Consider the following 19,197-nt stretch of genomic DNA (forward strand, 5'->3'; position numbering starts at 1 on the left):
GAGGATCGTTTCATGCAAGAAGCTCGGAACCTGCTGTTCCTATCCGTGGTGGTCTGCATTGCGCAGACCAGCTTGGCAGAGCCCTCTGTTGCTCAACTGCCCACCGTGCAGGTGACGGATACGCAGGCCGAGGCCGGCAGCACCCTGTCGCTCGATGCGCCCAACAGCACCGGCTCCCGCCTGGGCCTCACTGCACGCGAGACACCGGCCAGCGTCAGCCGTCTAGAGGCGGCCGACATCGCCGAGCGTGATCTCACGCGTGCGCAGGACGTGGCCGTGCGCATGCCCGGCATCAGCGAAGCGCCCGCTCCGGGGAATGGCGGGACCAGCTTGATTGCGCGCGGCTTCGTCGGCCACAACTCGGTGGCCCAGTTGATCGACGGAACACGCCTCACCGTCGCAGCAGGCACCGTCACCTATCCCTTCTCGACCTGGCCCATGGAGTCAGTCGAGGTCCTGCGAGGCCCTGCGTCGGTGCTCTATGGCGATGGAGCCATCGGCGCGGCTGTGAACTATGTGACCAAACGCCCCGGCTTCGAGCGCACCGAGCGCGAGGCCTTCCTGAGCGTTGGCTCCTTTGGCGCTGTGCAAGGGGGCGTGGGCCTGCGCGGCCCCATCAACGATGTGCTGGCTTATTCGGTCTACCTCGATGCAGAAAGAAGCGACGGCTATCGCCAGTTCATGGATGTGCAGCGCCGCAACTACGCGCTGGCACTGGCGGTGCGCGCGAGCCGCGACATGAGCGTGACCCTCTCCCTCGACGGCGGCGTGAACGACGACGCGCGCTACTTTGGTACACCGCTGCGCAATGGTGTGTTGGACCAGCGGCTGCGCCGGACGAACTTCAACGTCTCCGACTCAGTGGTCAAGTACAACGACCGCGTCTGGCGCGCCAAGGTGGACTATCAGGTCGCCGCCGGCCTTCGCCTGCGCAACGAGACCTACCACCTCACCACCGCCCGGCACTGGCGCAACGCCGAGGACTACAGTTTCAGTACCCCGGGAACCAGCGTGGACCGCAGCGATTACCTGGAGATCCTGCACGACCAGGAGCAGACCGGCAACCGATTCGACGCGACCTTCGACGGCACGCTGGGCGGCTTGAAGAACCGCTTCATCGTGGGCCTGGACTGGTACCGTACCCGGCTCGTGCACACCAACAATTCGCCCTATGGGGGCGCCAGTGCGGGAGACCCCTACAACTTCGCGCCTGGCGTCTTCATCAGTCCTGTTCCCACCATTCCGGGCCGCGCGTCAGAGCTGGAGACCACCGCCTTGTTTGCCGAGAACGCGCTCGACCTGAATCGGGAGTGGAGGCTCGTGGCCGGCCTGCGCAGCGACCGCATGGAACTTCACAGCACGGACCTGCGCCGCGGCGTGAACCTGGTCAAGAAGTATTCGCCCATCACCGGCCGTCTTGGCGCCGTGTGGTCGCCCAGCGAGGCGCTCTCGCTCTACGGACAGTTCGGCACCGGCACCGACCCGCTTTCGGGCGCACTGTCGCTGCCCGGAGGCGGCAACACCTTCGATCTCACGAAGGGCCGCCAGGTCGAGGTAGGCGCCAAGGGCGCCGTGCCCGCCGTGCGCGGCGAATGGACGGTGGCACTGTACAAGATCGCAAAGCGCAACCTGCTCTCGCGCGATGCCGGCAATCCCAACGTCACGCAGCAGATCGGCCAGCAGTCGTCCACCGGCATCGAGCTGGCCTTCGCGGCCGAGCCCGTGCGCGGCTGGACGATCGACGCCAATGCCGCCTTCCTGCGGGCGCGCTACGACGACTTCAGGGAACTGGTCTCGGGCGCCCTGGTCTCGCGCGACGGTATGACGCCCACCGGCGTGCCCGAGCGCACGGCCAGCATCTGGACAACGTGGCGCTTCCTGCCGCAATGGCAGTTGGGCTTCGGCGCGCGCTACGTGGGTGAGAGCCAGGGCAACACCGCCAACACCACGAAGCTGCCGTCGTACGTGGTACTAGACGCGTCGCTGGCCTACGAACATTCACCCAACCTCAGGTTCAGCCTGTCCGTGAAAAACCTGGCCAATCGCGACTACGCGCTGACAGGCACCGCCAATACAAGCTGGCTGCTGGGTACTCCGCGCACAGTGCAACTCACGGCGCGAGCGAGCTTCTGATCCGCGCCTGCTGTACAGCAGGCGCGGATTGGGGAATTCCCTAGCCTCAGGACGAACTGCCGTTTTGGGCTAAGGCCACATCACGAAGCGGCCTAACCTTGGCATGCATCGCGATGGCGCAGTGGCATTTTGAGAGGCCACAGATCAATACAAGAGTGGAGACACCCGCAATGAGACATCCGAGGTTATCGCCGTCCTCAATCAGAAGGCGCCTCGTGCTGGCAGTGATCGCATCGGGCCTGCTGCCATTGACTGCATCGGCACATCACTCCTTTGCCATTTTCGACAGAACCAAGACCACCGCGGTCAAAGGCCTCGTCGGTCGGTTCGACTGGACGAATCCCCACGTGACGATCTACGTGGATGCAGAGGGCACGCCGGCCCAGCGATACAAGGTCGAGACCGGAAGCATCAACGCCCTGGCCAGATCGGGCTGGAAATCCGATTCGATCAAGGTTGGCGACAAAGCAGAGGTGTCGTTTCACCCGCTGAAGAACGGTGATCCTGGAGGGTTGCTCATCGAGATCAAGATCGGCAGCGTGGTTCTGACGGGGGGAGGATGATGACGCGCCGCCCAGCCCTTTGTACTGAGACCGACGACGTCCGCCGGGTGGAGATATCGATATGACAATGACACGACGCTCTCGTGCGGGCTTGCTGGCCCTGTTCATCGCCGCAGCTGCCGCAGTGACGTTCATCGCCTCCGAACGCGGTGGTGGTCCTGCAGAAGCGCAGAAGCTCGGCATCAGCGGAACGTGGGAAAGAACACCGGACGACTGGTTTGGCGAGGATCCGGACAACCCTGTATTGCCAGGCGGAAAGATCGACCTGAAAGAGCCCTTCCTCAGTGAATACGAGACGCTGAAGAAAAAGCAGGCTGAGGCCAACGAAGCCGGGACCCCGCTTGCCACAACGAGCAGCAAGTGCCTCCCGGAGGGAATGCCCACGCTGATGGCGGCGCTTTTTCCGATCGAGATTATTCAGAACAACAAGCAAGTGGTCGTGCTCGGCGAGTATCTCCAGCAAGTACGTCGCATCCTGTTGACCGAACCGATGCCGTCAAAGGACAACCTGGAGGCCACGTTCCAAGGGCAATCGCGCGGGCGGTGGGAGGGCGACACGCTCGTGGTGGAGACCCAAGGTATTCGGCCCGAGGCGCGGCTGTACGACGTTCCGCATGGGAAGGAAATGAAGATCACGGAGCGAATCCGGCTCAAGGATCCCGATCATCTCGAGAACCAGATCGTGATCGAGGATCCGGAAGTTCTTAACGCGCCGTATCGCTTCACCTTCGAATACAAGAGGTCCGACTACAGGATCCAGGAATACGTCTGTGAGAACAACCAGATCGTGATCGACAGCGAGGGAAAGACCGCCCTTCGTCGCAACTGACACCGCCGCCCTGCCCCCTCACTCCATCCCAAGAGCGGACGTACTGAAATGAATTGGATCTCGAGCGGTCTGATGCGTGCCGTGCTGCAAAGCGCTTTGGTTTCGCTCAGCGTTTCCGGGCTGTCGTGGGCGGAGGTTCCCACCACGCCCACGATCGTGGCAGTCCCCCCCTCCGGCAAGGTGCCCTTGTCTTCGGCGCAGCGCAGGGGCACGGAGTACATCGACCTGGCGCGCCACGGGTATGTCGAAGAGGAGTACTACCTTTCGGGCATCGCGCCAGCCATCACCGCCGCAGGCGAGACGCTGCTGCAAGCCCCATATACCACGCGCATTCTCGTGCGCAAGCCGATCGACCCGGCACGCTTCAATGGAACCGTGGTGATCGAACCGTTCAGCTGGTTCGGCGAGCGTGGAGCCGGCTGGATCCTCACCCGCGACTACCTGCTGCGGCGAGGATACGCCTACGTCGGCTACACGCTGAACATCAACAAGCCAAAGCGTGATCCCAAGTTCATCTCCGAAATGGCGGCGGAGGAAGCCGACGGCATCAGGCAGTACGGCCGGATCGTGAACTTCGACTTCATGCGCCGGTACGACTACGCACGCTACGCACCGCTGGGCACGTACTCCGATCCCGAGCGCTTCAAGCGCGGTAGCGTTGCCGATCCCTTCGTTCCGCAATCGCAGGCCATTGCGGCGCAGCTTGCGATGGCGTTGAAATCCAATGCGCCACAAGGTCCGCTCACCGGACTCGAAGTTCATCGCGTGTATGTCAACAGCTGGGCCGTGACGGCCCAGGTGTGGATGGACTATCTCGACCAAGGGCGTCACCAGCAATGGCGGATGCCCGATGGTGGTCCCCTGATCGACGCCTACATGACTGGCCGCATGGCCTACGGCGAAGTCGGGGGTGACGCCATTCGCGTACCTCGCAAGATGCCCGACGGCGTGCCATTCGTGACGGTCTACAGCCAGTCCGAATTGATGCACGACGCGATCGAGGGCATCGAGCTGCCGCCGGACACGGACAGTCCGAAACTTCGCTACTACGAAGTGACCGGCATGCCGCATCTGCGCCTGGCGGACCTCGGCACGGAGCATTCAGAGCGGCTGGCCGCCGATGTCGGCAAAGGTCGCGATCCTCGCTGCCAGACCTTGTACGACGAGCCGGTCGAAATGCTTGCCTCGGCCTTGCTCGACGGCATGGACCGCTGGGTCCGCGAAGGTACAGCGATGCCCAAGGCGCCACGGGTGGCACGCAAGGGCAAATCGGTGCTGCGCGACCCCGCAACCGGCAACATGCTCGGCGGCGTCCGCCCCCCCTGGATCAGCGTGCCATCCAGCCGCTACATGACCGACCAGGAGACCCGCTGCGGCCTGATCTACGACACCAAGATTCCGTACTCGCGTACGCAGCTGCGCAAGCTCTACGGAACCGGTGAAATCTACGCAAAGAAGTTCGAGGAGGCCAAGGCGCTGTCTGTCAAGGAGGGTTATCTCCTTCCCGAAGACGCCGCGAGCTTGCGCCCGATCGCGAAGCCAGGTGACTTCTGACGAGAAGCTCCATGGTCCCGGCCTGCCAGGCAAGCCAATCCTGATTCTTTTCATTGAAAGGCGACAGATGTCCTCGGAGACCTTCATCGCGTGGCTCTATGAGTCCGCGCCCAGCACCATGATCCGGGACGTGTCCTGGATCGTTCCGACCGTGCAGTGCATCCACATCATTGCGATCGCCGTGATCTTCGGCTCGGCATTCGTTTCCGATCTGCGCCTTGCAGGCGTACTGGCCACGGATGAGTCCCCGGGCAAAGTCGTTCGCCGCTATTTCCCGTGGATGTGGCGCGCGCTCATCGTGCTGCTCCTCACCGGGCTGGTCATGAGCATCGGTGAGCCTGAACGCGTTCTGACGAACTCGACGTTCTGGCTCAAGATGGTGCTGGTCGTTGCCGCCTTCACGTTGACCTGGCTCGCGCGGCGTCCGCTCCTGTCTCCGGACGCGGAGGGCAGTGGCGCTCGATGGGTACACCTCGTCAAGCCGATCTCCTGGCTATCGCTTTTCCTGTGGTGCTGCGTGATCGTCTGCGGCCGATGGATTGCCTACACGATCTAGGTCGCCTCCTCTTTGACGCAACGCTCACCGGTACCTTCCATGGTCATTCAATCCATCCTCCAAGCCGTTCAAGATTCCCGGCTTTCGACTTTCATCCGAGAGACCGGTGTGGCATTTCCGGCGCTCGAGTCAGTGCATGTGATTGCGATCACGCTGGTGCTCGGAATCATTGCCATTGTGGATCTGCGGCTCATCGGCTGTGCCTCGCACCGCTGCAGCGCCCATCGGCTGATGCAAGAGCTGCTGCCATTTACCTGGGTGGCCTTCATCGCCTCCGTGGCGACGGGCCTGCTCATGTTCGCGTCGAATGCCACTACCTACGCCGAGAACAGCCTGTTCTGGTGGAAGATGACCATCCTGGTCTTCGCCGGCATCAACATGGCGATCTTCCATCTGGGCATCTATCGCCGGATCGGCGAATGGGACGAACTGCTGCCGCCGCCGCGCGCGGCGCGCGCCGCGGGATTGAGCTCGATGGGGTTGTGGATCGTTGTGATTGTTCTCGGCCGATGGATAGGATTCTCCTCGTGAGCGCGGGAGGCAGTCTCGTGGGGCGCAGCATCCGGCGGGCGTTGGGTGACTCACCGGCCTTGAAAGGTGGGAGCGCTCGACTCTGGACCGTGCGTCCCCTCACCGGCAGGCTTGAAACGCTCATGATGCCTCTGCTGTTCGTGGCGATGGTCGGCAGCCTGGCAGGCTACGTGCTGTTGCGCCCCGCCCATCCTGCCCCCCCGAAACCCCTCAGCTGGCAGATCAGGTCCTTCGACGGCCTCGGGCCCGCCGACCAGGCCATTCACGGCGCGCTGCTGCCCGCCTCGGAAGAGATCATCTGGTTCAACAACGACACGGGCGGCTGGATCACCCTCGCGGACGCCCAGCGGACGCTGCTCCCGCCCTTCTATCAGGACACCTTCTGGAAGGCGAATGGGGAGGTGCATTGGCAATTGATCCTCCCCGGCGCTCACCAGCCCCATGCCAGCCAGCCCGGCGCAGAGAGCGGCCATCGTGAGACGCCTGCCGCGGCGGCGCCGAACGCTGTGTCCGAAGGCACGCAGGGTCAGGGTGCCACCGTCTACTACGGCTCTGCTGGCAAGGCGCCGGCCCAAAGCGCCTACCTGCTGGTGATCGGACATGCGCACGCGGGGGTGATGTGGGCGAACCAGGCCACCATCTGGATCCATCCCGATGCCCTGGCGCCCTACCCCGAGATCGTCAAACCCGAAGCACTGGTCGCCAAGGGATGGCGGCAAGTCATCGCCTATAACGGCGCGAGTGAAGTCGAGCGCATCAAGGAGGCTCGATGACGGCCACGTCGAAGAAGCTTTCGCTGCGCCGGCGCGGGACGACGATGTGCCTGCTGCTTCTGGGGTGCGGATTGGTCGGCCCGGCACTGGCCGCGGGTAAAAAGCTCAAGGTGGGCGTCACCTTGCACCCCTACTACAGCTTCGTCGCCAACATCGTCGGAGACAAGGCAGAGGTGGTCCCGCTCATCGCGGGAGATGCGAATCCGCACAACTATCAGCCGCAGACGGAAGACATCACGCGTGCCATGTCACTCGATGCGCTGGTGGTCAACGGCATCGGGCACGACGAGTGGGCCTTCGAGATCGTCAAGGCAGCCGGACGCAAGGGGACGCTGCCGCTCATCTACGCCAATGCTTCGGTGGCGCTCATACCGATCGCGGGGGACCAGGGCGACGCCAAGGTCGTCAATCCCCACACCTTCGTGTCCACCACCGCGGCCATACAGCAAGTGTTCGAAATCACCCGGCGCCTGGGAGAGCTCGACCCGGACAACGCCGCCGCGTACCGGCGCAATGCCGCCGCCTATGCGGCGCGGATCCGGGGGCTGCGTGCGGAGTTCATGACCCGTTTTGCCAGTCTCGACCTGTCGTCGTTCCGATGCGCCACGACACACGCGGGCTACGACTACCTGATGCAGGAGTTCGGCCTGACCGTGACGGCGGTCATCGAGCCGCGCCATGGCGTTGCGCCGACCGCGCGCCAGCTCGCCAACACGATCGATGCCATCAGGAAGGCGAACGTCCGCGTGCTCTTCGCTGAAAAATACTTCTCCATCGGCCTGGGCAAGCCAATCGAGGAAGCCACGGGCGTGAAGATCTTTGCGCTCTCTCACATCACCGGCGGACCGTACACCGCGGACCGGTTCGAAGTGGAGATGCGCGAAAACCTCCAAACTTTGGCCTCGGCCATCGAGTCCACGCGCCGTTGAAGGAGAAAGACCGATGCGTGGCCCGGCCCTGGTATTCGAGCATGTCACCCTTCAGTTGGGTGGAACGCGTGTTCTGGACGACGTGACGTTCCGCGTCGAGGCCGGTGCGCTGCACTGCCTGGTCGGCCCGAACGGCGGCGGCAAGACCTCATTGGCCCGCGCCCTGTTGGGCCAGATGCCGCATTCGGGGCATATCCGCCTCGAAGGTGATGTGGTGGGTCCGATCGGCTACGTTCCTCAGTTGCCGGAGTTCGACCGCAACTTGCCGATGACGGTAGATGACGTCATGGCGCTCCTCAGTCAGCGCAGGCCCGCCTTCATGGGCGCCTCCCGACCGGGCCGGGAAGCATGCACCGCGGCCCTGCAGCGAACCGGCGTCCAGGTCTCAGGCAGGCGCCCCTTCGGAGCCCTCTCCGGCGGGGAGCGGCAGCGCGTCCTGTTGGCACAGGCCCTGACTCCGGCGCCATGGCTGCTGGTTCTTGACGAGCCCACCACCGGTGTCGACAGGCCGGGCATGCGGCTGCTCGAGGATCTGGTGGCCGAACTGCATGCGCGTGGGGTCACCATCCTGTGGATCAATCATGACCTGGATCAGGTGATGCGTCTCGCCCAGTGCGTGACCAGTATCAATGGTCAAGTCCTTTTCCATGGCTCTCCCGCCGAAGCACTCGACTGGACGCATTTTCGGTAAGAGACCAGCCAATGACGCCCGTATACGAATTCATTCGCAACCAGTTGCAGGCACTCGCCGAACGAGGTGCCTTGCCAGAGCCGTTCCAGTATGAGTTCCTGATCAATGCGCTGCTGTGTACGTTGCTGATCGGCCCGCTGCTGGGAGTGCTGGGCTCGATGGTCATGATCAAGCGGATGGCATTCTTCAGCCAGGCTGTCGGCAATGCAGCCATGACGGGCGTGGCCATCGGGGTGCTCATCGGCGAGTCCTACACGTCGCCCTATGTCTCGATGTTTGCCTTCTGCCTGCTGTTCTCTCTGACGCTCAAGTACGCACAGCACCGCACGACGTTGTCCAACGACATCCTGATCGGCGTCTTCCTGTCGATCTCGCTGGCCCTGGGGGCCTCGCTGTTGCTGTTCGTGTCCGCAAAGATCAATACCCACGTCATGGAAAGCGTGCTGTTCGGCTCCATCCTGGCGGTCGACCACACCGACATGAACGTGCTGCTTGTCGTCACGGTGATCTGCGCCTGCATTGGACTGCCGATGTACAACGCGATGCTGCTGGCCAGCATCAACCCGAGCCTGGCACATGCAAGGGGCGTGCGGGTGCGCTTTGTGGATTATGTATTTGTCGCCATGGTCACGCTGGTGACCGTGGCCTGCCTGAAGATCATTGGTGCCGTGCTCGTCGAAGCTCTTCTTCTCATTCCGGCGGCGGCAGCCCGCAACGTCAGCCGCTCACTGGGTGAATTGGTCGCGCGCTCGGTCGCCATCGCGACGGTGTCCTGCGTGCTCGGCATCCTGCTGCCGATGCAGCTGCATATCCCGGTCCCCACGGGCGGGGCGATTGTCCTCGTCGCTGCGGCGATCTTCGTCTTTACCTCCGTCGTTCGAGCCCGCGCGCCCCGGTTCCGAAGCGCTGGCATCTAGAGCGCACTCCATGACTTTCCGAAACTGGTTGACGATCTTGGTGTTCGCGTGGGGCGCCCCTCTTGCGGCACATGCAGGCGCCGGCGGTGAAAAATGCCGCGTGCTTACGGCACTTCCTGCACTACACGCCCTCACCTCCGCCCTCACCGAAGGGACAGACATCGAAGCTATACGCCTGCCTGAAGGTGCTGCAGTGCCAATGGAAGCACAGGGCAACGCGCTCGCACGCTTGCAGGCCGACGCGTTCATGAAGGCAGAAGCGGTTGTCACGCTGCGCAACCTGTGGCGCGCGGACCCGCTGTACCCGACGGCGCGCCGGCACAACCTGCGCATCATCGAGATCGATGCATCGCGCTCGTGGGATGCCGCGAAGCCGGGGTTGTCGGTGCTCGAAACACCAAGGAACAACGTCCCCTGGGTTGAGGCAGCTGGCCCGGATGCGGGGCCGTCGCCCTACGCTTGGCTCAGCCCCGACAACGGCATGCGCATGGCGGCACTGATCGCTGCCGACCTGGAGCGCTTGTCGCGTCCGGATGCCAACCGGATACAGCAGAACCTCGCCGCCTTCGAAGGGCGCTTGCGCCGATTGAAAGCCGAATATGGCGCACGCATGGCGGCGCAGCGCGACCCTCGCGTTCTTTCGCTGGCCAGCGAGTTCGCCTACATGCTGGGCGACTTCGGCGTGTTCGTCGAAGGCTGGTATGTCAAACAGGATGTCGACTGGAGCGATGGCGATCGCTCGGCGCTGAGCCGCTACTTGCGCGAGCGAGACATTCGGCTGGTTGTCCACAAGTGGAAACCGGACGAGCGGATCGTCAAGGCCATCGAGAAAGGCGGCGCGCGGCTGCTGGTACTGGATGCGGGCAACCCCGGCATTCTCACCGACGAGGCCGGCGCCTACGAGGCCCTTCTGAGGTGGAACATGAATGCCTTGTCGACGGCTCTAGCAGAAACCGCCGGCGACGCAATGAAAGACACGGACCGCTCGCCCCGGCGTTGAGCGGCATGTGAATGAAGGAAAAGACTTGATGAAGCCATTGCTCTCGCTTCGTGGGACGTCGGTTGCTGGAATTCTCTCCGCGTGCGCGGCGGCGCATGCGCATGCGCCCGTCCTTGACTGCTACATCAAACAAGACCAGGTGCAATGCGAAGCTGGTTTCTCGGACGGCAGTTCCGCCGCCGGGAAAAAAATCCAGGTGCTCGACGCCAGGAACAAGGTGCTGCTGGAGGGCGTCCTTGACAACGCCGGCACCTACGTATTCAAGCCACCAGGCGTCGATTACCACGTGGTCTTTCTCGGTGGCGACAACCACCAAACCACGCTGTACAGCTCCAACATCACCAAATGAGGACTTTGATGAACTTTCTTCGCCGAGCCGGAGTGCTCACGTTGGCCGGTTGCCTGGCCGCACTGCCCGTGCAAGCCCATTTTCAGACACTGTATGTCCAGGAGTCGACACTCGAACGCGGCACAGATCTGGAATTCGCGCTGGTGTTCACCCATCCCTTTCAAGGTGGACCCACGATGCCGATGGCAGAGCCGCGCTCCTTCAGCGTGACCACCTACCGCGCCGGCGCGGAGCCGGTGAAGACCGATCTCAAGAAATACCTGCGCCCCGTCGAATGGAAAGCGGGTGGCCGGCGGGCCGCAGCGTTCCGGGCCTCCATCCCGCGAGAGGTGGTGCGCTCGCTCGGAGATCACGTGTTCGTACTCGAGCCCGAGCCCTATCTCGAGACAGAGGAAGACCTGTACATCCAGCAGTTCACCAAAGTCGTTGTGAATGTCGGCGGCGTGCCCAGCGGTTGGGCCAACACGCAGGGCCTTCCGGTCGAGATACAGCCCCTCACGAGACCGTACGGCATCTGGACCGGCGGCGTTTTCCGCGCGATCGTTTTGTCGGACGGCAAGCCGGTCCCCTTTGCCCGCGTGGAGATCGAGTATCTGAACCACCCGGTCGATCTCAAGACGGGGGCATTCGGACGAAAGGCGCACGTGACGGCGCCTCATGCCGCATACGAACGCCTGAGCGTTGTCGCCGATACCGAAGGCGTCATCGCGGTCGGCTTGCCCAAAGCGGGATGGTGGGGCATTGCGGCCTTGGACATCGGTACCGCGAGAAGCCACAAGGGAAAGACCATGTCGCAGGACGCCGTGCTGTGGGTCCAGGTCAAGGACATGAAGTGACATCGAGTGGCAGATGCCCAAGAGGTCCCCCTGGGCGGCAAAGCTCATGAAGCGCGCGCTGATCTTCGTTCACAAGTGGCTCGGCGTTGTCCTGGCGCTTTTTTTCCTGATGTGGTTTGCCTCCGGCATGGTGCTGCACTATGTGCCGTTTCCCAACCTGTCGCAGGTGGATCGGCTCGAAGGGCTCGAGCCGCTGCGGGTAGAGCCGGGCTGCTGCTTGACGGCGGAAGCGATCGCGCAGCGCGCCGGCATCGGCTTGGGCGCTGCAAGGCTGGGCATGCACGCCGACGTGCCTGTCTGGCGCATCCTGGCCGGCGAGGCCGAGGGCCGCGCCCCCGTCTGGCGGACCTTCGACGCGGAAAGCGGCGCACCGGTCGCGCCGCTGACTGCGCAACAGGCCGCGCTGGTCGCCCAGGCCTTCAGCGGCCGCAAGGCTGTAGACACCGAGGAACTGGAGCGCGACCAATGGACGGTGCCGCAGGGACTCGATCCTTATCGTCCGCTGGTGAAGGTCAGGCTGGCCGGCGACGACGGCCTTGAGTTATATGTGTCACGCGGCAGCGCCGAAGTGGTTCGAGACACGCGCCGGGCCGAGCGTTTCTGGAACTGGATCGGCGCGGTGCCGCACTGGATCTACCCGACAGTGTTGCGCCAGTTTCCGCAGGCGTGGAACCAGGTCGTGGTCTGGCTGTCGATTCCGGGCGTGGTGCTTGCTGCCACCGGGCTTGCGCTGGGCATCTGGCAGATCTTCCTGAATCGCACCCGCTGGATTCCCTATCGCAAGTTCTGGATGCGATGGCATCACATCGCGGGCCTTGTGGCCGCAGTCTTCACGCTGACGTGGATGTTCTCGGGCTTGATGTCGATGAACCCGTACGGCGTTTTCGGTCCGCGCAGTGCCCTGCCTTCCGAGCAAGCGCGTTGGTTCGGTGCGCCATCGGTCGCACAGCTTCAACCGCGCGACGCACTTGCCGCGCATGCCCGAAGCTCGCCGAACGCCGACGCCCTGGAACTTGAGCGTGTGCAGTTTGCAGGGCACACCTGGTATCGCGTCCATACCCGCGTGGGTCAAAGCGTAATGCGCGCCGATGCCGCCGCGCCGGCTCCGGTGTTGCACGCCAGGTTTCCTGAGGAAGAGATCGCGCGGGCGCTGGGAGGCATCCGGGGCGCCGGGCATGTTCCGGTCGAGTTGCGGCGGATCGACGCCTACGACAGCGCCTACTACGCGCAGAACGCCGCGTCCTCCGACGTACGGGATACGCGTCCGCTGCCGGTGTGGCGAGCCCGATGGGCGGACGGGATCGACCTGTATGCGGATCCGCTGTCGGCCAGGGTGCTGCTGCGTATCGTCCCCTCGGGCCGCTGGCAGCGTGTGCTGTACCAGGGCATGCACAGCCTGGACTTCGAGGCATTGCGCAACCGGCCGTTGGTGCGCGACGGCGTCGTGATGATGCTGTCGCTTCTCGGCCTTGCGCTGTGCATCACGTCGTGCGTGATCGGTTGGCGAATTTTCGCGAGCAAGGTCAGGCCGCGCCGCATGCCCAAGCTCGATGAGCCCTGGTCGCCATCTTCTTGAATTCCTCGCGATTGCTGATTTGGGCTACCACCCCACCCACGGGCAACAGGACACTCGCCCCGCTTGTGGTCGACTCCCTGTCTCCATGGCGCGGTCGTCGTCGAACGACGACAACGCGCACGCTCTGCCGCCGCATGGGCGCCCATCACAAGTCTCTCACGACACAACACAGGAGACACCATGCGTCCGATCCGCAGCCTACCCTTCATTTCACTCACCGCCCTTTGCATGCTCACGCCTGCGGCCCATGGCTATGAACTCTACGCCGAAAGCGAAACGACTCTGAACGCAGAGCTCAAAGCGGGCTACGGCATGTTCGGCACCCGGCGCAACTATGTGGGTCGACCCGGCGGTTTCCGATGGCAAGAGGGCTTCGCCAAGTACGGCCTGAACGGCTCCACCGACCGGATCGGCAGCGGGACGCTCTACGGCGCACTGAGTGCGATCAGCACGGCTACATGGGGAGACGGGGACCCCGGCGGCATTACCACGGGCCGGGAACACCGCACACGGTTCGAGGACGCGTACGTGGGATGGAAGTCGGGTGACTTGCTTCCCGCATTGGGCAAGGACGGAATCGACTTTTCCGCGGGCCGCCAGGTTGTGAAAGCCGGCTCCGGCTTCCTGGTCAACGACGACGGCGTGAATCCCGGCAAAGGCCTGGCAGATGGACGCTATGACCGCGGCGGTGCCTACTACTTCGGCCAGCGCCTGGCGTTCGCCAGGACGGCTGTCCTGCGTCTGGGCGGCACCGAGGGACTGCACGGAAGCGCGATGTGGCTCAAGTCGAACACGCGCCTGCAGGCCAACACGGAGATCGCGGTCGGGACGCTCGACTACACCGCCCCCGAAGGCACCGTCGGATTCACCTTCATCCGCGGCCTGGACGTCGATGAGCGATACGCCATTTCACCGACGCGTCTGGAGCGCAAGGGCATGAAGATCTATAGCATTCGCGCGGACGGCAACGCCGGAATTCCGGATGCAGACTTCGCATTCGAGTACGCCTACCAAAAGAAGCGCTCTCGCAACGACAACGCATGGTACGCCGAGGCGGGCTATACGTTTTCCGACGTGGCATGGCAGCCTTCGCTGAGCTACCGCTACACCCGGTATTCGAAAGAATTCGATTCCCTGTTTCAGGGTGGCTTCCGCGGGCGGTACCAGGGCGAGGTCGCATCGAACTATGCGTTCTCGTACAACTTCAACACCCGCATCCACGATGTCGCACTCACCGTTCGGCCGCTTGAGAGTCTGGCAGCGACGCTGATGTTCTTCGACTTCAGGACGCTCGCCGACCGCTCAACGCTAAACCTGGACGCGCGCGAATTGGCTCTTTACCTGGATTGGACCATCACCAAGAACCTGACTTTCTCGCCGATCATTGGGATCTACAAGCCTCGTAAGTACGAAGCCAATGGAGGCAACCAAAGCGGCAGTGCCAAGGCCAATCCCTATCTCAAGCTGATGGTGGTGGCAAGCTTTTAAACGGTGCACCACGCCGCGTCGTGCCCAGAAAGGGCCGGGAACGTATGCGGCGGGGAGTGCTGCACATGATGGGCTGCGTGCAGACTGCTCTTCTGGCGAGCGATGCCATCGGCGACGCCAATGAACTCCACGATCCTGTGTGCACCGGAGGTACTTTCTGCCACCAGCGCGACGATTCGACGCGCTGCTTCAGGCAGCGTATGCCCGGGCCTCTTCCGCCCGCTTGGTCTGGGACGGCAGGACACCGAACAGTTCCTGGTATTCCGCTGCGAAATGGCTCAGGTGGAAGAAGCCCCATCGGGAGGCCGCGTCGCCAATGGAAAGCTCGGAGGCCGGAGTCGACATGAGAGTCCGACGTACTCCGTTCAGGCGCACGGAGCGCAGGTAGTTCAAAGGCGTAGTCTCAGCGACCAAGCGAAAGCTGTTCTGGACAGTGCGCCGGCTCACCTGAAGGCGTTGGCACAACTCGATCACGCTGGGCACGTTGATCGTCTCCGACATCGCCAATCTGTGGCACTTCTCAACGATGAAACTGTGCGTGGAGCTGCCGCTGCGCTGCCGCCTGTCGCAGGCCGGGTCGGTCATCAGCACCAGAAGTTCATCCAGCATGGCCTGTTCCAGCTCGCGCTCGCGCGCCTGCGTGTTGCCAAGCTCCTCGTTGACAAGCGCTTCGGAGAACATCGTGAGCAAACGCTGGCGACACTCTGCAAGACGCGGCGGCGGCACCTTGATTACTGGTTGCCGAAGCAAGGTCTGGATCTCGCTAGCCGAAGCGGTGTCGCCCAACGCGGCTTCGAAGAATTCGCGCTCGAAGGTAATCGCCAGCATGTCCATGCCTGTTGGCATGTGGAACATGAACTCCTCTCCGCCACGAAGAAAAAAGATGCTGCTGAAGTCCGCCTCGCGTCCCTGCATCCGGATCGCCCCCGGGATCGCAAGTGGCACCGCGAAACACACCCTGCCCTTCGGCGCCTCCCCGTGCTGCACCACCCGCTGGTTGATTTGCTCCCGAAAGACATGGCATCTTGCACTCGTGAGTTGCATGAGTGAACTCTCGAGCGACCCCGCAGTGATCTGGCTGTAGGTCTGGTTCCACTCCTGCACCGAGACCGCGTGGGCATGTATGTCTTGAAAGCGATGGATGCTTTGATTCACCGGCTGGCACTCCTTGAAGGACGGTTGCTTTTACTATGCCAAATTCTCACATAGACAAAATATTGCACAGATCGATCAGAGCTTCATAGAGGGGAAACCCCTTTAGCGAAGGACAGCTTCGCGGCCAACGCAAAGGCCGTGCCGATCAAACGCCGTTGACCTGTTGAATACTTGTCCAATGCGGAGCGCCTTGGCGTGCAGTCCGTCCGATCCTCCGCAGCTCGTCAGAGAGATTGCACAAGGCAAGGCCCGTTGCCGATGCATTGCACGCATGGAAACAACTGGGTGGAGGCACCCGAGGCAACTGGCTGTTCGCGGGTTCACCGTGCGCGGATCGGCACGGCCTCCGCAGCGATGAACTTGATCCGGTCGACAAGTCGCCCAAGCTCAATCAGCTCGATCCGTACGCGTACTTGAAGGACGTCCTGCTTGTGCCTGCCACGCACAAGGTGTCGCTTGTCGGCGAACTGCTGCCGCATCGCCGCCAACCCGGGGCATCCGCTGCCTGACATTCGTACATGTGGGGCCAGCGTCAGGCGCAGAGGGTCGCGATGTTCCGCGAAGTACTGAGCCTCCTAAAGGAACCCACCTCAGGCACGATCGCTTGTGGGATTCCAAAAAACCCAAACGCCGACATATGTTGGCGCATCTGCCGACCGGCTCCGAAAGCGAAACCCCGGCCAGCGCGGAAAAACGGTTTGCCTGGCCAAGCGAGATCGAGCGGCAAGGCCATCGTGCTGATCCAAGCGCAGTTCGGTGTGCTGGTTACGATGCGATTTACCGAACAAGCGCCCCCCTAACCCATGAGCTTCTCAAATCTGAACATGTCCCACCTCCCGGGGAGACCTGCAGGCTGGGGATGCTCGGGATCGGGATGGTGCCGGTTGTAAAACTCTACAATTTTGAATCCGCATTTGTTCACGTAGAAGTGGATATTGCGTTTCTCAAAATACGGCGTGTGCGTTTCCCAGACTTTCGTCTCAGGATAACGAGCCTCGATGACCTTCCAGGCCTGGAGTCCGACGCCACGGCCGTGAGTGCCAGTCGACACAAAAAAGAGGTCCAGCGAGTTGTACTGGGTGGCCTCGTCAATTCTCAGCACTACACCACCGACCCGGGCTCCATTCATCAAGATGTGACAGGTGACGGCACCCGTCGCGCCAAACGATTTCTCCATGTCCTCATCCGAGGGGATGGGCTCGTCCGGGCTGGTGCACAGGGCTTCGACCATGCCTGCAGCAAATGCTTTCTGCAGCTCCCGTTTGAATCCCCGCAGATCCTCCTTGCGAGCAATCTCGAGTGTCAGGCAGATCTCCTGCCAATTTTTCTTCACGACTTCTGCTCCTGTGCCACTCGCCGCAAGGCAATAGTGATAGAGGTCTCATTCATAGTGGTTTGAAGCCACTTCGCCAAGCGCCATCACGCAAGGGATTTTTTTGACTTGCGAGACTGTTTCATCCGCCGTCATCGATGCACGATCGCGTCAGCGACCACGGCGCCTCCCATTGGGCACACAGCGGAGCACCTGTTCGTGGCGTCCGGCAACGCAAAGCTCACAACCAGTTCGCGGCAGCTTGGCGATGGACAAGCCGCGTCCCACCTCACCGCACTCCCGGGCCGCGCTACATGAAGCCCATAGTCCGCAAACAAGCTGGCTCTTCTGCGCGCAGGCTAGGCCGAACGGGAAAGAATCTTGGTGCGCGGTGTGCAGATACCCCAGCAACGAAGGCCTCGATCATCCGCGTGCGGCACCATGACCTTTTCGCAGCCACGCAGCGTCTCCCTTGCCGCTGGCAAGGTGGTGCATATCGGCTCGTCGCGTTGCGGCCCCGTCAAAGCGTGGACAAGCCCCGTCCAAAGATGTCAAGCGCCTTGAACAACAGCGATCGCGGAATCGTGAGCGACGGCATCACGCGCATCACATTGCCATAGCGCCCGCATGGCACCATCATCACGCCGTGGCTCAGAACATAGCCCATCAGCTCGCCAATCTTCTCGTGGCTCAGGGGCTCCTTGGTCGCCCGATCCTGCACCAACTCGATACCGATCATGAGCCCCAAGCCGCGGACTTCGCCGATGAACGGACTGTTGAGGCCTTGGATGTACTCCTTTGCCTCCTGACCAAGCGAGCGAGCGCGATCCAGCAGACCCAGCGAAGGATCCTGCAACAGACTGATGTTGGTGAGCGCAACGGCGGCGGAGACCGAATTGGCTGCGAAGGTATTCGGTACTGATCCGTCCGGAATCTTTGCCGCTAGGTCTGAGCGCATCACGAGTCCTGCCATAGGGACATCGCCCCCGATGCCCTTGCCGAAGGTGAGCATGTCCGGCTTCACGCCAGAGTGCTCCACCGCCCACATCTTGCCGGTCCGACCTGCGCCGGCTTGCACCTCGTCAACAATTAGCAGCGCGCCACTGCGATCACAGGCCTTGCGCAATATTTGCAGGAACTCCGGCGCGGGCGGCACGTATCCGCCTTCACCCTGCACAGGTTCGACAATCACAGCTGCAACATCGTCGGCGGCCGTGTATGGCGTATTCAGAAGATAGTCGACGTACTCACCTGCGATCTGTTCGGCACTTTTTTGATTGGTGTCGAATGGAAACCGATAAGCATAAGGATAGGGCGCGTGAATTACGCCGCCCATGAAGGGAGCGTAGCCCTTGCGATAGGCTGTACCGGTAGTCAGCGCCACGGAGGCGTTCCACACACCGTGATAGCCCCCATGAAAAGCGATGATCTGGTGCCGTCCCGTGACGCGCTTGGCAAACTTCACTGCTGCTTCGAGCGCGTCGCTGCCGCCCTGCGTGAAGAACGTGATGCAATCGCCTCGCAGTCCTTCCGGCATGATCTCAGAGATCTTGGTGGCCAACTCCGTGCGCTTCGTGCTATTCACCTCCATGGCATGCATCAGCACTTCGGATTGCTCGCGCATGGCTGCGACCACCTTGGGATGGCAACGTCCCACACTGCTTACACCAACGCCAGCCGACAGGTCGATGAACGTATTGCCGTCGGGGTCCTTGAAAGTCACGCCGAAAGCGCGATCGATCACCACGGGCGCTCGACCGGCACCGCGCGCCATGGATTCGGTACGTGCCGACTGGGCCAGCGCATCAGCCGACTTCGGGCCAGGGAACTCGGCTGACACCATTTTCGGTGCGTCGGGGAAATTGAGGGCTTCCAGATCGGTCTCGGTCATAGTCATAGCTTTTCGGTCGGATTCGGGGTTGAGCAATCGCCGCATCGCTGCGACGGACAAGGACGGAGCGGACAGCTTCGTGAGGTGGCTAGGCCGCGAGGCGGCGGCTCTGCA

General features: G+C 62.5%; 19 protein-coding genes. 16 read left to right on the forward strand and 3 right to left on the reverse strand.

Annotated features, from left to right (window positions below):
- Window positions 1-12: 12 nt before the first annotated feature.
- The 15 genes from FB547_RS21820 (at window position 13) to FB547_RS21890 (ending at window position 14,725) form a co-directional block, all read left to right on the forward strand.
- A complete protein-coding gene (locus FB547_RS21820) occupies window positions 13-2,133 on the forward strand; it encodes a TonB-dependent receptor (RefSeq protein ID WP_261380353.1) in 2,121 nt (706 codons plus the stop codon).
- Between the two features lie 215 nt (window positions 2,134-2,348).
- A complete protein-coding gene (locus FB547_RS21825) occupies window positions 2,349-2,696 on the forward strand; it encodes a DUF6152 family protein (RefSeq protein ID WP_209499599.1) in 348 nt (115 codons plus the stop codon).
- 61 nt (window positions 2,697-2,757) lie between these two features.
- Window positions 2,758-3,525, forward strand: a complete 768-nt coding sequence (locus tag FB547_RS21830; protein WP_209535080.1) for a hypothetical protein — start codon at window positions 2,758-2,760, stop codon at window positions 3,523-3,525.
- 72 nt (window positions 3,526-3,597) lie between these two features.
- On the forward strand, window positions 3,598-5,079 hold the full coding sequence (locus FB547_RS21835; RefSeq protein ID WP_145745777.1) for an alpha/beta hydrolase domain-containing protein: 1,482 nt from the start codon (window positions 3,598-3,600) through the stop codon (window positions 5,077-5,079).
- Window positions 5,080-5,146: 67 nt separating this feature from the next.
- On the forward strand, window positions 5,147-5,635 hold the full coding sequence (locus FB547_RS21840; protein WP_145745985.1) for a DUF6644 family protein: 489 nt from the start codon (window positions 5,147-5,149) through the stop codon (window positions 5,633-5,635).
- 39 nt (window positions 5,636-5,674) lie between these two features.
- On the forward strand, window positions 5,675-6,166 hold the full coding sequence (locus tag FB547_RS21845) for a DUF6644 family protein (protein ID WP_145745778.1): 492 nt from the start codon (window positions 5,675-5,677) through the stop codon (window positions 6,164-6,166).
- Between the two features lie 122 nt (window positions 6,167-6,288).
- The gene (locus FB547_RS21850) at window positions 6,289-6,939 is read left to right on the forward strand and encodes a hypothetical protein (RefSeq protein ID WP_186454221.1); all 651 of its coding nucleotides are present in this window, start codon (window positions 6,289-6,291) and stop codon (window positions 6,937-6,939) included.
- Window positions 6,936-7,868: a metal ABC transporter solute-binding protein, Zn/Mn family gene (locus FB547_RS21855; RefSeq protein WP_145745779.1), complete on the forward strand. Its 933-nt coding sequence runs from the start codon at window positions 6,936-6,938 to the stop codon at window positions 7,866-7,868. The genes FB547_RS21850 and FB547_RS21855 overlap by 4 nt, the downstream gene beginning before the upstream one ends.
- A 13-nt stretch (window positions 7,869-7,881) precedes the next feature.
- Window positions 7,882-8,559 (forward strand): metal ABC transporter ATP-binding protein, encoded by a 678-nt coding sequence (locus FB547_RS21860; RefSeq protein ID WP_145745780.1) that lies wholly within the window; start codon window positions 7,882-7,884, stop codon window positions 8,557-8,559.
- 11 nt (window positions 8,560-8,570) lie between these two features.
- A complete protein-coding gene (locus tag FB547_RS21865; protein WP_145745781.1) occupies window positions 8,571-9,476 on the forward strand; it encodes a metal ABC transporter permease in 906 nt (301 codons plus the stop codon).
- Between the two features lie 10 nt (window positions 9,477-9,486).
- Window positions 9,487-10,476: a metal ABC transporter substrate-binding protein gene (locus FB547_RS21870; protein WP_209535076.1), complete on the forward strand. Its 990-nt coding sequence runs from the start codon at window positions 9,487-9,489 to the stop codon at window positions 10,474-10,476.
- A gap of 28 nt (window positions 10,477-10,504) precedes the next feature.
- Complete coding sequence (locus FB547_RS21875; protein WP_145745782.1) at window positions 10,505-10,825, forward strand: hypothetical protein; 321 nt, start codon at window positions 10,505-10,507, stop codon at window positions 10,823-10,825.
- 8 nt (window positions 10,826-10,833) lie between these two features.
- Window positions 10,834-11,661 (forward strand): DUF4198 domain-containing protein, encoded by an 828-nt coding sequence (locus FB547_RS21880; protein ID WP_209535074.1) that lies wholly within the window; start codon window positions 10,834-10,836, stop codon window positions 11,659-11,661.
- Between the two features lie 46 nt (window positions 11,662-11,707).
- Window positions 11,708-13,237, forward strand: coding sequence for a PepSY domain-containing protein (locus tag FB547_RS21885; RefSeq protein ID WP_145745784.1), 1,530 nt, complete (start codon window positions 11,708-11,710; stop codon window positions 13,235-13,237).
- A 180-nt stretch (window positions 13,238-13,417) separates the two neighbouring features.
- Window positions 13,418-14,725, forward strand: a complete 1,308-nt coding sequence (locus FB547_RS21890; protein ID WP_145745785.1) for an alginate export family protein — start codon at window positions 13,418-13,420, stop codon at window positions 14,723-14,725.
- A 189-nt stretch (window positions 14,726-14,914) separates the two neighbouring features.
- On the opposite strand, the gene FB547_RS21895 is transcribed toward FB547_RS21890, so the two are convergent.
- A complete protein-coding gene (locus FB547_RS21895) occupies window positions 14,915-15,880 on the reverse strand; it encodes a helix-turn-helix domain-containing protein (RefSeq protein ID WP_145745786.1) in 966 nt (321 codons plus the stop codon).
- Between the two features lie 263 nt (window positions 15,881-16,143).
- Here FB547_RS21895 and FB547_RS33880 point away from each other — a divergent pair, with 263 nt between their 5' ends.
- Window positions 16,144-16,389, forward strand: coding sequence for a transposase domain-containing protein (locus FB547_RS33880; protein ID WP_410000811.1), 246 nt, complete (start codon window positions 16,144-16,146; stop codon window positions 16,387-16,389).
- A gap of 287 nt (window positions 16,390-16,676) precedes the next feature.
- Here FB547_RS33880 and FB547_RS21905 read toward each other — a convergent pair whose 3' ends face one another.
- A complete protein-coding gene (locus tag FB547_RS21905; RefSeq protein WP_145745787.1) occupies window positions 16,677-17,213 on the reverse strand; it encodes a GNAT family N-acetyltransferase in 537 nt (178 codons plus the stop codon).
- A 499-nt stretch (window positions 17,214-17,712) separates the two neighbouring features.
- Entirely contained in the window at window positions 17,713-19,083 is a 1,371-nt protein-coding gene (locus tag FB547_RS21910) for an aspartate aminotransferase family protein (protein WP_145745788.1), read from the reverse strand.
- Between the last annotated feature and the right edge of the window lie 114 nt (window positions 19,084-19,197).

The sequence above is a fragment of the Variovorax beijingensis genome (assembly GCF_007828835.1).
Taxonomy (GTDB): Bacteria; Pseudomonadota; Gammaproteobacteria; order Burkholderiales; family Burkholderiaceae_C; genus Variovorax; species Variovorax beijingensis_A.